Here is a 14,613-nt window from a genome sequence, read left to right on the forward strand (position 1 = left end):
TAATCTACGTCAGCCCCAAATGTTAAACTTAGCAAACGCACCTTGCCAAAGCGTTGCAATCATCACAAAGCAGCCTTTGCCAAGATAAAATTTAGGACAAATAACCGCACAAATCACGGAAAAAACGCCATGCACACGCTCACTTTACCTGCCGAATTAAGCGCCCTACTCACCGAATTTTTGCGCACGCATACGCCGCGCCCCATCAGCATTGACCCTGATGTGCTGGCGTATCGCTGGGTGGGCGGCGGCGCAGGCGAGCTTGTGCCGATTGACGTCAGTTTTCATGGCACGCTTGATGATTTGCTGGGCATTGACACCCAAAAAGCCAAACTCATCGCCAACACCGAGCAGTTTTTAGCAGGCTTGCCCGCCAATCATGTGCTGATGACAGGCACACGCGGCGCAGGCAAATCATCGCTGATTCGTGCGCTACTACACGCTTATCATGACAAGGGTTTGTGTGTGATTGAAGTGGCGCGCGATGATTTGTTACACCTTGATAAAATCCGCCACGCCCTAAAACAAAGCCACGCACTTGGCAATACGCACCGCTACATCGTGTATTGTGATGATTTGGCGTTTAACGCCCAAGATGAGAATTATCGCACCCTAAAAAGCGTGCTGGACGGCGCATTAGACAGCGAACAAGAACGCCTGCTCGTCTACGCCACAAGCAACCGCCGCCATCTGCTGCCACAGCTGATGAAGGACAATCAAAACATCTACAACGGACAAACGGACGAAGTCAATCCTTATGAAACCATTGACGAAACTGTGTCATTATCAGACCGTTTTGGCTTGTGGCTGTCGTTTTATCCGATGGATCAGCAAACTTTTCTTGACATCGTGCAGCATTATTTGGCGCGCGCCAATGAAAACTTTGACGACACCGCCAAAGCCGAAGCACTCAAGTGGGCAAGCACGCGCGGCGGACGCTCTGGGCGCATTGCTTACCAATTTTCACGGCATTATGTAGGGCAATTAACCTTAGCACGCTTGAAATAATACACAATTTTACATAAATTTTTTTAAAAATCGCTATAATTAGGCTCGGCAAAAATTAAGCTCGGTAAAATCCGTTTAGCGAGCGAATTTTTAAAAGACCCATTTAGCGAACGCAACCATGAACCACGCCAACTCATTTCCTTTAATTGACGTTATCATTCCTGTGCATAACACCGCCGTTACCATCAAACGTGCGGTGGATAGCGTCTTGTCGCAATCTGCGTTGGGCGTGCTGCATTTGATGGCTCAACGGACGACAGCGCAGCGATTTGTGAGCAATACGCCAACACGCATGACAACGTACGCTACCACAGACTGCCACAAAATTCTGGCGTGGCATTTGCACGCAATTTTGGCGCATTGCACGCCACCAGTGAGTTCATCGCCTTTTTGGACGCAGACGACGCTTTTGAGCCAGACGCCTTGGCTGGCGTGAGTGCGTGCTTTTATTTTCGCCCAAGTTTGCACGTCGTTCGCCTGCGCTTGACACCCGTCAATCTAAGCAATCGCTACGCTGCGCACCCAGAATTTGAGCGTGCGTGGAAACACATGGCGATGACTTGCGGTGGTAACATCGCCTTTCGCCGCAGCTTTTTTATGGCGTGTGGCGGCTTTCCGACTGACGAGCTGTTCCGTGAATTTGGCGGTGAAGATGGCGCGCTGGGCATTGCCACCACAAGACTGACACAAATCGGCACGCTATTTGACCACGCTGGCGTGTTGCATTATTGCCGAGACGGTATGCACGCTGAGCGTTTGCTTGATGCGGTATTGTTTGACAAAAAACCCGCCAACATCACCGATGAACATCTTGCCAAAGCCGAGCAAATCACCGAGCGCATTGTCGCCAGAGTGCAAGCCATACAGCTTGCCGAAACGCAAACTGGCGTGCTGTCGCTGAATTTAATTTCTGAATAAATGGTTTTATAAACGTTTTTTCGTGATAATTTAAACCGCTAATCAGCTAAAAATCGTTGGCAATTTGCCAAAAATTTATCAAAAAACCGCCAAAAAATTTCTGACATCTTTTTAGAAAATCTTAAAAATAAACCCAATAAAAGCCACCAAAGGATTTAGCGCATGGCTTATATTCTCACTCTTGATCAAGGCACGACCAGCAGCCGCGCCATCATTTATGACGACAAATTGCACACCGTCAGCATGGCACAAAAACCCATCGCACTTAGCACACCAAAGCCTGATTTCGTTGAGCAAAACGCCAATGAAATTTGGTTTACCACGCTGTTTTGTATACAAGAAGCGCTCAATCGTGCCAATTTAAACGCGCATGACATCAGTGCCATCGCCATCACCAACCAAAGAGAAACCTGCGTATTTTGGGACGCTTTGACAGGTGAGCCGCTTGCGCCTGCCATCGTCTGGCAAGACCGCCGCACCCAAAAATTCTGCCAACAACTTACCAAGACAAATCCAAAACTTGCTGACGCCATACCACGCCTGACAGGGCTTAGGCTTGACCCATATTTTAGCGCCACCAAAATTCACTGGGCGCTTACGCACTTACCCAAAGTCGCACACGCCCATGCACAAGGGCGGCTGCGCTTTGGCACGGTGGACAGCTGGCTGAATTTTAAGCTGACGGGCAATCATACCACCGACATCAGCAACGCATCACGCACCGCTTTGTTTGACATTCACCGCTGTGATTGGTCGGACGAGCTTTTGGCAGGTTTTGGCATTGATAGGCGAATTTTACCGCAAGTTTTGCCGTGCGATGGCGAATTTGGACATACCAAGCGTGCGCTATTTTCCAGTGCAATTCCTGTGGTTGCCATGATGGGCGATCAGCAAGCGGCGCTGTACGGACAAGGCTGCCACGACATCGGACAAGCCAAAAACACTTACGGCACGGGCTGTTTTTTGCTGATGAATGTGGGACAAGCGGACAACGTAGAACAGACAAACACAGGCGCACACTTGCACCACAATGATGAGCAGTCTGTGATTCGCACGATTGCATGGCAACAAAGTACACTTACCAAAGACAATCAATCCCGAGAAAAACCAGCTGCGCACGCCACGCATTACGCCTTAGAAGGCAGCGTATTTATGGCTGGAGCGATTGTCAGTTGGCTAAAGGATAATTTAGGAATACTTCAAAATAGCAGCGACATTGAAGCCTTGGCAAACAGCGTGCCAGACACCGATGGTGTGGTGCTGATTCCTGCCTTCACAGGGCTTGGCGCACCGCATTGGCGCGGTGATTTGAGCGCAAGTCTGACGGGCTTGACACGCAGCCACACCAAAGCGCACATCGCCAAAGCCGCCTTGCACGCCATCGCCCATCAAAGCTATGACGTGCTACACGCCATGCAAGCCCAAAGCCAAAAGCCGCTCACCGAACTGCGTGTGGACGGCGGCGCTGCCAAAAATGATTATCTTATGCAGTTTCAAGCGGACATCTTAGGCGTGCCAGTGCTGCGCGCCAAGGACATTGAAAGCACCGCCAAAGGCGCAGCGATGATGGTAGCACGCAAACTTGGCTGGGCGCAAAACTTTTATTGGCAATGCGAGCGCACCTTTGAGCCAAGCATGAGCAGCGATCAGCGAGAAAGTCTGCTAAATTTATGGCAAACACGTTTGGCGTGGGCGTTGTCTATGCCGTGTTGATGGGTTTTGATGATTTGGTTGTAAATTGAATTGGCGTCAGTGCAGCCCAGTCTATTTTTAAGACAACATCTTGAATTTATTGGGTTTTTAGATTTATAAGCTGGATTAGCGAAGCGCAACCCAGCACTCTAAAACGAATTTTAAATCCACGTCAGGTTTTGTAGCAAGTTTTAAATTTATTAGAATTTGCTTCATTTCACCCACAAATCAATCATCGCACCCTGCCAATTTTCATCACCAAATCACCCTACCATGCAAGCCAGCCCAATTTTAGTAAATTACTGACAATCACCTTAATGGCGATGGCACTCAAAAGCCAAGGTAAAATCCGCTTTAGCACGCCTGCAGAAATGTAGCCACGAATGCGCACGCCTGCCCACGAGCCTGCCACCGCCGCAATCACCATCGCCAGCACCACTTGCCAATATTCCCAAAACACAAAGCCCATCGCCACATACACCGCCACTTTAGCAGCGTGCAGCACTGACATTTGCGCAGCACTCGTGGCGATGACGGTGTCGTTATCATCATGAGTTTGCATAAGCAGCGGCATATTAAGCGGGCCGGGTGAGCCTACAAAAATCCCCAAGCCTGTTTGCAAAAAGCCGATCAAATAAAAATTTTGCATACTTTTTAGCACACGATTGACCGTCTTTGACCATTGAATCAGCAAAATGTACACGCCAATAAACAGCGGAATCATTTCCAATTTGACAAAACGCACCGCCACGCCAAACACCGCCACGCCCACCAGCGAACCTACCAAAAACGGATAGAAATTTCGCCAATCAATCTGCTTACGCCCAAGCCAAGCACGGCTGGCATTACTGGCAAGCTGCGTTGCGCCATGCACAGGAATGATCGCCATGGCAGGCAAAAACAGCGGCATCAAGCCAATCAAAATCATGCCACCGCCCAGCCCAGACACCGCTGTCAGAAGCGATGTCAGAAAATTTAACACCGTCAGCATCACACCATCAAACACAGCTTACTCCCTTTTTACTCTCTTGGTTTTCGTTTTAACTTTTAATTCATTCACTTTTAATTAAATAATAAAACAAAAAAGCCAACATCGCTGCTGGCTTTTTTGGTTGTGCTATATTCTCATCGGCTGATTTTCTGTCAGCCGATTTTTTATCAAATAATAGCACATTACGCTTCGTATGGGTCGCGCAAAACGATGGTTTCGCTGCGGTCAGGGCCTGTTGAGATGATGTCCACAGGGCAGCCCACGATTTCTTCAATGCGCTTGATGTAAATCTTGGCGTTTTCTGGCAAGTCTTCGTATTTGGTGATACCGATGGTGGACTCGCTCCAGCCTTTGAGCGTTTCAAATACTGGCGTTACTTTTTCGTAGTATTCTGCATCATACGCACCGGCACACTCTTCACTTGGCGTTTGGTATTCGGTGCAGATTTTAATCTCTTCAAGACCGTCTAGCACGTCAAGTTTGGTTAGGCAAATGCCGCTCATAGAGTTTAGCACCACCGCACGGCGCAAACTCACCGCATCAAACCAGCCACAGCGGCGCGCACGTCCTGTGGTTGCACCAAATTCATGACCCACTTTTGCCAAGTGCGCACCCACATCGTCAAACAGCTCGGTTGGGAAAGGCCCTGAACCCACGCGCGTGGTATAAGCCTTAGTAATGCCTAGCACATAGTCAAAGTACAAAGGCCCTAAGCCTGTACCAGTCGCCACGCCGCCAGCGGTGGTGTTTGAACTGGTAACGAACGGATAAGTGCCGTGATCGATGTCCAAAAGCGTGCCTTGCGCACCTTCAAACATCAAATTCTCGCCTGCTTGACGGCGACTTTCTAGTGCTTCGGTAACGTCCACCACCAAATCTTTAAGCTCTTTTGCCCAAGTTTGGCACAAGGCAAGCGTCTCATCATAATCCACAGGCGCAACTTTATAATACTGAGTCAGCGCAAAGTTATGATATTCAAGCAAATTTGCCAATTTTTCTGGCAAATCACTACGGAACAAATCTGCCACTTTCAGCGCACGGCGTGCCACTTTATCTTCATAAGCAGGGCCAATGCCACGGCCAGTCGTGCCAATCTTGCCGCTGCCACGCTTGGCTTCGCGCGCCTGATCCAGTGCCACATGATACGGCATAATCAAAGGACACGCGGGCGACACACGCAAACGCTCACGCACAGGCACGCCTTTGTCAATCAAGCCGTTCATCTCTTTTAGTAATGCGTCTGGCGCAAGCACCACGCCATTACCGATAAAGCAAGTTACGCCTTCACGCAAAATGCCAGACGGAATCAAGTGCAGCACGGTTTTTTCACCGCCCACCACCAGCGTATGACCAGCATTATGGCCGCCTTGATAGCGTGCAACTGCGGTGGCTTTTTCGGTCAGCAAATCAACGATTTTACCCTTGCCTTCATCGCCCCATTGACTGCCAAGAACAACGACATTTTTTCCCATAAGAAACTCACCTTAAAACTTAAGCAAAAAATTAAACATAAAACAAAAAAACTATCAATTTAAAATCAAATCTTTAAAAAATCACTCATCACCAACCAGCTGCACCGCCCATTCGCCCACTTCGGCATCAAAATGCAGCACGCCATCAATGTGAACAGGACGATCATCGGCGCACAAAGGCTTAATGACGATACAGCCTTCGTCTTGCAAGGTTTTGATTTGTGCGTGCAAATCGGCAAGTTTGTTGTCATTTGCGTCCATCATATCGGCGAAATCCACGACAATGACGGTGTCTTCTTCTAGCTCCACAAATTCAAGCAAACGATTTAAATCCAAGCTAAATCCAGTCGCTTGACGATTTGCGCCCGCACTAAAGCGTCCACCACGCACCAAAGGCTGCGTTTGGGTGCTTGAGCGTGTCAAATACGCATGAAACACCACGCCTGTGTGATAATGATAACCAGAAAGCTCGGTATAATCCACACTTACGCCCATGCCAGCGTTTTGGATATGGCGTGTCAGCGTGGCGATTTCGTGCGCCGCCTTAAAAATACCAGCGTCCGCCTGCGCCACTGGCGACAGTTTGCGCAAAAGATTATTGGCATCAGGCACGCTGTCTGTGGCAAGCGTGTGCTTGGCAAGTGCCGCAAAATCCGCACCGCCTGCGATACGCTGACACAGCTCGGCAAGCTCTGGCAAGGCTTTTTTGGTATATAAAGCCATCAGTCTTTCAACGTCTGCCGCCGCCAAATCATGCAGCGCACACAGTCTTTCAAACACCGCCACATGACCCACGTCAATGTGCAAATCACTGCGTGCCATGCCAATTTCATCAATCAGCGCACCCAGTAAATCAATAAGCGACAGCTCAGCATTGATGTCATTGACACCAAAAATCTCCGCGCCCAGCTGCAGCGGCGTACGCAAACCAAAAAGCCCAGTCGGCAAAGTACGCAGCACCTGCCCAACATAGCAATAACGGCTCACACCCTGCCCATGCTGTGCGTCAATGCGGGTGATTTGTGGCGTAATGTCGGCACGCACGCCCATGGAGCGGCCGTTTAGCTGATCCACGATTTTAAAAGTTTGGCGCTTTAAATCTTCATCCGCTTCGCCAAGCAAGGTATCAGTGTATTCAATGAGTGGCGGCGAAACCAAGCGATAACCATGTCCTGTCAGCACAAAGAGCAGCGCATCACGCAGACTTTCTTGTTTTTGTGCGTCCTTAAATAAAATATCCGCCACGCCATCAGGCAAAAGCCAGTTGCGCGCCGCTGGCTTAGAATCAAAACTGTGCGACATCATCTTTTCTCTTTGCTTGTGCGATTTGCTTTTTAGATTTAACTTTTGTGAGTTTAACTTTATATAAATTTAACTTGTGCGATTTTGCAATGGGTTTGCCGTTTTTGTTTTGTTGTTTTTAATTATCTGATGATTTTATCAAGTTTTCAGATTTATCAATTTTGCTTTGTTAATTACAGCCTTTAAATTGTTCAGCTTTTAATTTCGCAGCTTTTAAACTGTGCAACTTTCGCTTTTTTGCTTACTATCCATGCCGCCAATTTTATCCATGACAACTTAGCGAAAGTTTGCTTGCGTTATTCATAAATTTGCCATTCATAAATTTGTGTTTTGACTATTCACTTTGACTAATAAGACTTTAACCACCGCCCAGCAAATACCAAACGGCAAACCGCTCCATCAAAACACCGCCCATAGTGTACCACTAATTACCCTATCCGACTAGTGTTCGGCTGGGCTAATTTGTAAAATTTTAGCACTTTTGCCATTTTTGTCAAAATACACCCTTTTATCTGCACAAAGCACGCAAAGACAGATGAAAAATCGCCCAAAACTTGCTATAATGGGGCGATTTTCTTTTTCATTCACTTATCTAATCGGAGATGGTATGCCAAAGCATGACTCGCAGCACGATTCACTCAGCCATCGCCACAGCACGCCTGCCGATGCCAGTGATGTTAATCTGAATGCCGATTTGGATAGTAAGCCAAACACCGTTCAAGATTATTTGGATGCGACCACCAGCGAGCATGACATTCACAGCGGCGCACGCCAAGACGCACTTGCGCAAAACTCGCACGAAGGCAGGGAAGACTTAGAAAAACAAGAGCGTGAAAAGGAAGAACGCGAAAAAGAAGAAAAAGACGAGCGAGACGAAGAGCTTAGTCCGCCAGACACTCAAGACAGCTATATTTACGGTGATGCGGACGCCACGGACGAGGACACCATCGAGACGATGACCGTCTACGACCCAGACGCAGACCGCTTTGAAGACATTGAAGAAAATTCTGGCGATAATGAGACGGTCGTCTGCTATTCATATTCTCGCAAAACTGGCGAACCCGTTGAGCAGCTTGCCTTGGACGAAGTCAGCCGTGCTTTGACAAATACCAGCCAATTCATCTGGCTTGGGCTTTATGACCCCAGCATTGAAACCGTCCAAGAAGTCCAAGACGCTTTTGACTTGCACGAACTTGCACTAGAAGACGCCTTTGCCGACCATCAGCGCCCAAAAGTAGAAAGCTACGGCAACGACACCATTTTCGTGGTGGTGCGTACCGCTAAATTAGAAGACAACCAAATCCGCTACGGCACGACCGCCCTTTTTATGGGCAAAAATTACATCATCAGCATTCGCCGTGGCGCGTCCAACTCTTATGCGCCTGTGCGTGAGCATTATCACCGCCGCCCAGAGCGTTTGCGACTTGGGCCAATTTTTGTGCTGCACGCGATTTTGGACTTTATCGTGGATAACTACTTGCCGATTACCGACCGCTTGGGTAATTATCTGCGCGAACAAGAACGTAACATTTTTTCTTATGAATTTAGTAAATCCACCTTGCGCAGTCTGTACGAATTAAAATCGCAGCTGGTGCATATGCGTGCGGTGATTTTACCTGTACAAGATGTGTGTAATTTTTTCATCAATCATAAGAAAAACGAGCTGCTGCTTGCCTTTCCAGCTGCTGCCAAGCCCTATTTTCGTGACGTGAACGACCATCTGTTACGCTCATTGGATGCGGTAAACGGTCTTAACGAAATGCTGTCTGTGGCGATGGATACCTACATGGCGATGGTTACTATGGGGCAAAACGACGTGGTACGTAAACTTGCCGCTTGGGCGGGTATCGCTGCTTTCCCTACTGCAGTGGCTGGCATTTACGGCATGAACTTTGATTTCATGCCAGAGCTGCATTGGCGATACGGCTATTTCATCATCTTGGGTGCGATTTTCGCCGTGTGTTTGTATTTACATCACAAATTTAAAAAGGCTGGGTGGTTGTAAGGCTTTATTGGCTGTAATGTGGCAATACCGCTTTGAACCGCCTTTGCGCACTTTTTATTAGCCAGATCGCCTTTTAATAAATCCAAACCTTGCGATTTATCTTAATTTCAGTCATTTGATTTTAGCCCAAACCTAAATTTAAGCATAAACCGTCTGCGCAAACATAGGCTTGATGGCATCGTGTTATGTATCGTGTATAGATACATAACACAAAACCAAACACCAATCCATTTTAAACCATCGCATAAAGCCAAATTACAGCACCACCACCGTTACGCCCACATCTTTATTATTTTCCATGCCAATTAAAGCATCAATGGACTGCTCAAGCGTGATGGTTTTGCCAATCAATTTGCTTGGCTCTAGCTTGCCCGCTGCAATCATCGCCATCATGTCAGGATAGCGGTGCGCCTGCATACCATGACTGCCCAAAATCTCAAGCTCACCTGCAATCACACGCCCCATCGGAATGGCAGGCATACTGTCATCGCCAAGCATTAAGCCGACTTGAACGTGCTTGCCGCGCTTTTTTAGGCTGTTGATAGAATTGACACAGGTTACACTTGCGCCCAATGCGTCCAGCGAAGCGTGCGCGCCACCCTTTGTCAGCTCACGGATTGCGCCTGCCACATCAGGCACTTTGGTGGCATTGATGCACACCGCTGCACCCAAAGATTTGGCAAGCGCAAGTTTGTCATCTTGCACATCCACTGCGATCACATTTGCGCCAGCTGCCGCACCAATCATCACCGCAGACAGCCCCACACCGCCACAGCCATGCACCGCCAGCCATTGCCCTGCTTGAATCTTGGCTTGGTCAATCACCGCACGATACGAAGTTACAAAACGACAACCCAAACTCGCCGCCGTTACAAAATCCATCGATTCAGGCAAATGCACCAAATTCAAATCCGCATGATGCACCGCCACATATTCAGCAAACGATCCCCAGTGCGTAAATCCCGGCTGCGACTGATGATCGCACACCTGCTGATGTCCAGCATGACACTCAGGGCAACTGCCACAGCCCGCCACAAAAGGCACGGTAACACGATCGCCCACCTTAAAGCGCTTGACGTCTCGCCCTACCGCTGCCACCACGCCTGCAAATTCATGCCCCGGAACGTGCGGCAATTCAATGTCCGCATCATGCCCCACAAAGCCATGCCAATCACTACGGCACACGCCTGTGGCTTGCACTTTGATGACCACGCCATCATTGCTTGGCGTTGGGTCGGCAACATTCACAATGCTTGGACGCTGATTAAATTGTTCAAATAAAACCGCTTTCATCGCACTTTTCCTTACTCAATAATTCCTTACCCAATCTTTCACTAAAATTTGGTAAAACTTTACTTTAACAAGTCGCCACACACTTGCCAAAATCAGGCAAACTTTCACCATTATGAAATAAACCGCCCTGCTTTGCAATGGCTTTGTCATCACAATTTACACCCAAACGCAAACAATTTTAAAATTTTCGCATTTTTTTAAGAAAAATCATAAAAAACGCTTGACACTGCCAAAAATTACGCTATAATACGCACCCATACAGCGATGGCTGATTAAGCGGGAATAGCTCAGTTGGTAGAGCACGACCTTGCCAAGGTCGGGGTCGCGAGTTCGAATCTCGTTTCCCGCTCCAAATTTTAAAAATACATAACGACCCCAAGCACAAGATGTTTGGGGTTTTGTTTTATCGGCATTGTATTGCCTGATGCGATGGTTTGTAAATTTAAATAATCAATCTAACAGTTATTATTTAGGAAGACAGCATGAATATCTCACAAATTTTTATCGCTGATAATGATGGGCGTGAACTTTCGCCTTATTTAAAAAAGGCGGTAGATTCTGTAAAAAGCCAAATGCCACACACAGTGCATAAAATCTATTTTCATCAGGAATTAAGAGAATGGATTGAACAAACTTACGGTGGCGATATTCGCAAAGCCTTTGATAAATTAGTGCCTTATGCGTTTAAAGCAGATTTGGCACGTTACTTATTACTTTATCATTTTGGTGGTTGGTATTTTGATATTTCTGTGCATGTGCTTAATGGCATCAAAGTGATTGATGAATTGGATTTTCTCACTTTTCTTGATTTTCCGTTTTATTCAAAAGTGTCGTATGCGTGTAATAATGCGATCATTTATTCTAAAAAAGGATCGATTATTTTAGAAGATACGATCAACGATGTGTTAAGAAATATCGCCACTGAAAACTACGGTCAGCACGTTCTTGCACCAACTGGCCCGATTTGTCTGGGCAAAAACGTCGCCAAACACGCTGATGCACTCAACGTCCATACAGGTGTATTTACCGAATTAACGCCAACTTATCCGAATAAAAATCGTGGCTTTGTGTTAGATAACGGCTTATTATTTGCTCTACATAAACAAGGCAATGTGGGCGGCGATTTAACCGCATTGGGGGCAAAAGGGACAAATAATTATGGAGAGCTTTACGAAGCTCGAGCGATTTACGACACCAGCATACAAGTTGCCATACAAACGCTACCGAACCGAACCGAACCGAACCGAACCGAATAAGCATAGCGCAGTTTTTAGCGTCTAAGCAAATAATAAAATGGTGCAAATCGATGGATTTTGCGCCATTTTTTACCTTAAAACAGCATTTGGCGATTAAAATATTGGCAAAATTTATCTTCGCCAATAAAAAACAGCCCATCAGCAGACGGACTGTTTTTTGGCAAACTTATCATTGACAAAGAGCAATCACTCTTCTTTTTCCAATTTTGGTGGGCCGGGCAACAAATGCTCGTCCACAAACTCATTTGCCATATTATGCTCGGCAGACTCTTCGGTCAGGTACCATTGACCCTTACGATACAAGGTCAGACGGTCGCGCTGCAAGCCACGCCACAAGCAATACATCATCACAAAAATCACGATGGCAAATGGAAAGCCTGCCAAAATTGCCGCTGCTTGTAAGGCAGACAAACCGCCCACCACCAGCAAAATCGCCGCAATGACGCCTTCAGACGTTACCCAAAATAGGCGCTGAATTTTTGGTGGATTGGTATTGCCGCCTGCGGTGAGCATATCCACCACAAGACTTGCTGAGTCTGCCGATGTTACAAACCACAGCACAATCATCGCCAAAATCACAAGCGTCAGCCCTTGGGTAAACGGATAGTATTCAATCAGCTTGAAAATCGCACTGCCTGTATCGGCAAGCACCGCCGCACTCAGACCATAATCGCCCGACATTTCCATCTGAATTGCCGCGCCACCAAAGGTGGTGAACCACAAAAACAGCAAAGTCATCGGCACAAACAGCACACCAAAAATGAACTCACGAATCGTACGGCCACGAGAAATGCGCGCGATAAAAATCCCCACAAATGGCGACCAGCTCACCCACCACGCCCAATAAAACAGCGTCCAAGAAGCCTGCCAAGTGCTGTCTGAATAGGCTTCATTCCAAAGACCCAGCGTGATCAGATTGCCCGCATAATTGCCCACATTTTCTACAAAACTGTCAAACACATACTGCGTAGGGCCAGTAACGATCATAAAAATCAGCAGCAAAAGCGTGCCAACGATGGTAATATCGCTTAAAAACTTCACGCCTTTATCAAGCCCTGCCATCACCGAAAAACCAGCGCAAGCGGTGATTGCGGCAATCAAGATGATTTGTAAAGTCAAGCTAGACTCAATACCAAGCAAAGTCTGCAAACCAGTGTCCAGCTGCATCACGCCCAAGCCAAGGGACGTAACCACGCCAAACATCGTACCAAACACCGCCAGCACGTCCACCACATGACCCCAAGTGCCATAGATGCGCTTGCCAATCAGCGGAAACAATGCCGAGCGAATGGACAGCGGTAAGCCACGGCGATAATGAAAATACGCCAATGCCAATGCCACCACCGTATACAGCGCCCACGCGTGCAACCCCCAGTGCAAGAACGAAATGTTCATCGCTTCTTTGGCGGCTGCTACCGTGCTGGCTTCAGCGGTTGGCGGCGCCACAAAATGATACAAAGGCTCAGCCGTACCCCAGTACACCAAACCAATACCAATGCCTGCACTAAACAGCATACCAATCCACGAACCAAAGCTGTACTCTGGCGTTTCGGTCTGTCTGCCCAAGCGAATGTCGCCAAAGCCGCTCATCGCCACATACAGACAAAACACAATCGCCAAATTCACCAAAATGATGAATAAAAAGCCAAAATGCGTGGTGATAAAGCTCTGCGCTGCGCTAAATACTTCGCCAGCCAGCTCGGTAAATGCCGCACCAAACACGATAAATGCGATAATCGCCAACGCAGACGCCACAAACACAGGCTTACTCACCTGCGGAAAAATGGCAAAACGCCCCACTTTCGCCCCGTCTACCATCGTGGCATAATCTTGGGCAAGCTGAGCGTGCTCATCTGGCGTCTCTGGCGTAACGATGGCGGTACGATAAGACAAATCTTCATCAAGCTCAGCTTCATAGCTGATGTTTTGACTGGTGATGTCCACCGCCCCATCATCATGCCAATCGCTCGGCAAGGCGTTGCCATCGGCGTCATTTTGCGCAGTGTCATTTTGCGCGGCGTCTAGCGTGTCTACCGACTGCGCATCTGCTGGCAAATGCTCATGATTTAAATCTTGATTTTCCTTATTCATCACACTTCCTTAGCACACATTCGTGCAATCAACTTCATAACAATACCTTTCACTTTACACTATTTCAAAATTTTAGATGAACTGATGGTTTTGTCATTGATATATAAGTTAATATCATCAATTCAAGCGATATGGCGTAAATTTGGCTGTGGTATTAGCGCAATTTTTGCTGTTATTTTGCGCCAAAATCTTGCCAAAATTTACTCAATTCGCCTTTAAAACTGCATTGTAAAACCGCACTGCGTTCATCACAATGGCTATAACCTTACCAAGTTTGCCGAAATATTGCAAATTATTACTGTTAGTTTTTTGTATCATTCACAAAAAATTCTCTCTTAATTATTTATTGGTTTTTCTTATGAATTGTCGGTAACTGCTTGTTTTTTGTTCACTTTTCCTAGTATTTTACTCAAGAATTTTTTATAAACAGCTTGATAAGTTTTGTTACATTTTTAGTGGCGGGATTTTTTAATATCGCTTAATAACTATGGCAATATATTGATTTTATTTAAATTTTACGCTTGATAAATTCAACGCATCGCCAATATTCACAAGCCATCTGCCAAAAACCAAACACCATCGCAA

General features: G+C 47.0%; 10 protein-coding genes and 1 tRNA gene. 6 read left to right on the forward strand and 5 right to left on the reverse strand.

Annotated elements, in window-relative coordinates; genetic code table 11:
- Positions 1–129: 129 nt before the first annotated feature.
- From B0181_RS07975 to B0181_RS07985, 3 genes are all read left to right on the forward strand, one after another.
- The gene (locus tag B0181_RS07975) at positions 130–1,008 is read left to right on the forward strand and encodes an ATP-binding protein (RefSeq protein WP_078276985.1); all 879 of its coding nucleotides are present in this window, start codon (positions 130–132) and stop codon (positions 1,006–1,008) included.
- Positions 1,009–1,275: 267 nt separating this feature from the next.
- On the forward strand, positions 1,276–1,926 hold the full coding sequence (locus B0181_RS12375; protein WP_242620109.1) for a glycosyltransferase family 2 protein: 651 nt from the start codon (positions 1,276–1,278) through the stop codon (positions 1,924–1,926).
- Positions 1,927–2,088: 162 nt separating this feature from the next.
- Complete coding sequence (locus B0181_RS07985; RefSeq protein WP_078276986.1) at positions 2,089–3,639, forward strand: FGGY family carbohydrate kinase; 1,551 nt, start codon at positions 2,089–2,091, stop codon at positions 3,637–3,639.
- Between the two features lie 247 nt (positions 3,640–3,886).
- Here the strand turns inward: B0181_RS07985 and B0181_RS07990 are convergent, their stop codons facing one another.
- The 3 genes from B0181_RS07990 to B0181_RS08000 all read right to left on the reverse strand — a co-directional run bounded on the left by B0181_RS07990 (position 3,887) and on the right by B0181_RS08000 (position 7,386).
- Positions 3,887–4,624 (reverse strand): sulfite exporter TauE/SafE family protein, encoded by a 738-nt coding sequence (locus B0181_RS07990; RefSeq protein WP_078276987.1) that lies wholly within the window; start codon positions 4,622–4,624, stop codon positions 3,887–3,889.
- Between the two features lie 167 nt (positions 4,625–4,791).
- The gene (locus tag B0181_RS07995; protein ID WP_078276988.1) at positions 4,792–6,081 is read right to left on the reverse strand and encodes an adenylosuccinate synthase; all 1,290 of its coding nucleotides are present in this window, start codon (positions 6,079–6,081) and stop codon (positions 4,792–4,794) included.
- An 81-nt stretch (positions 6,082–6,162) separates the two neighbouring features.
- Positions 6,163–7,386: an ATP phosphoribosyltransferase regulatory subunit gene (locus B0181_RS08000; protein WP_242620119.1), complete on the reverse strand. Its 1,224-nt coding sequence runs from the start codon at positions 7,384–7,386 to the stop codon at positions 6,163–6,165.
- Positions 7,387–8,338: 952 nt separating this feature from the next.
- Here B0181_RS08000 and B0181_RS08005 point away from each other — a divergent pair.
- Positions 8,339–9,388 (forward strand): magnesium and cobalt transport protein CorA, encoded by a 1,050-nt coding sequence (locus B0181_RS08005; protein WP_115338241.1) that lies wholly within the window; start codon positions 8,339–8,341, stop codon positions 9,386–9,388.
- Positions 9,389–9,643: 255 nt separating this feature from the next.
- On the opposite strand, the gene B0181_RS08010 is transcribed toward B0181_RS08005, so the two are convergent.
- Positions 9,644–10,681, reverse strand: a complete 1,038-nt coding sequence (locus B0181_RS08010; RefSeq protein ID WP_078276989.1) for a zinc-dependent alcohol dehydrogenase family protein — start codon at positions 10,679–10,681, stop codon at positions 9,644–9,646.
- Positions 10,682–10,957: 276 nt separating this feature from the next.
- Here B0181_RS08010 and B0181_RS08015 point away from each other — a divergent pair.
- Together B0181_RS08015 and B0181_RS08020 are read left to right on the forward strand one after the other, a co-directional pair.
- Positions 10,958–11,033, forward strand: a tRNA-Gly gene (locus tag B0181_RS08015).
- Positions 11,034–11,163: 130 nt separating this feature from the next.
- A complete protein-coding gene (locus B0181_RS08020) occupies positions 11,164–11,937 on the forward strand; it encodes a glycosyltransferase family 32 protein (protein ID WP_078276990.1) in 774 nt (257 codons plus the stop codon).
- Positions 11,938–12,123: 186 nt separating this feature from the next.
- Here B0181_RS08020 and B0181_RS08025 read toward each other — a convergent pair whose 3' ends face one another.
- On the reverse strand, positions 12,124–13,755 hold the full coding sequence (locus B0181_RS08025) for a BCCT family transporter (protein WP_078277029.1): 1,632 nt from the start codon (positions 13,753–13,755) through the stop codon (positions 12,124–12,126).
- Positions 13,756–14,613: the final 858 nt, after the last annotated feature.

This window comes from Moraxella caviae, assembly GCF_002014985.1.
GTDB lineage: Bacteria > Pseudomonadota > Gammaproteobacteria > Pseudomonadales > Moraxellaceae > Moraxella > Moraxella caviae.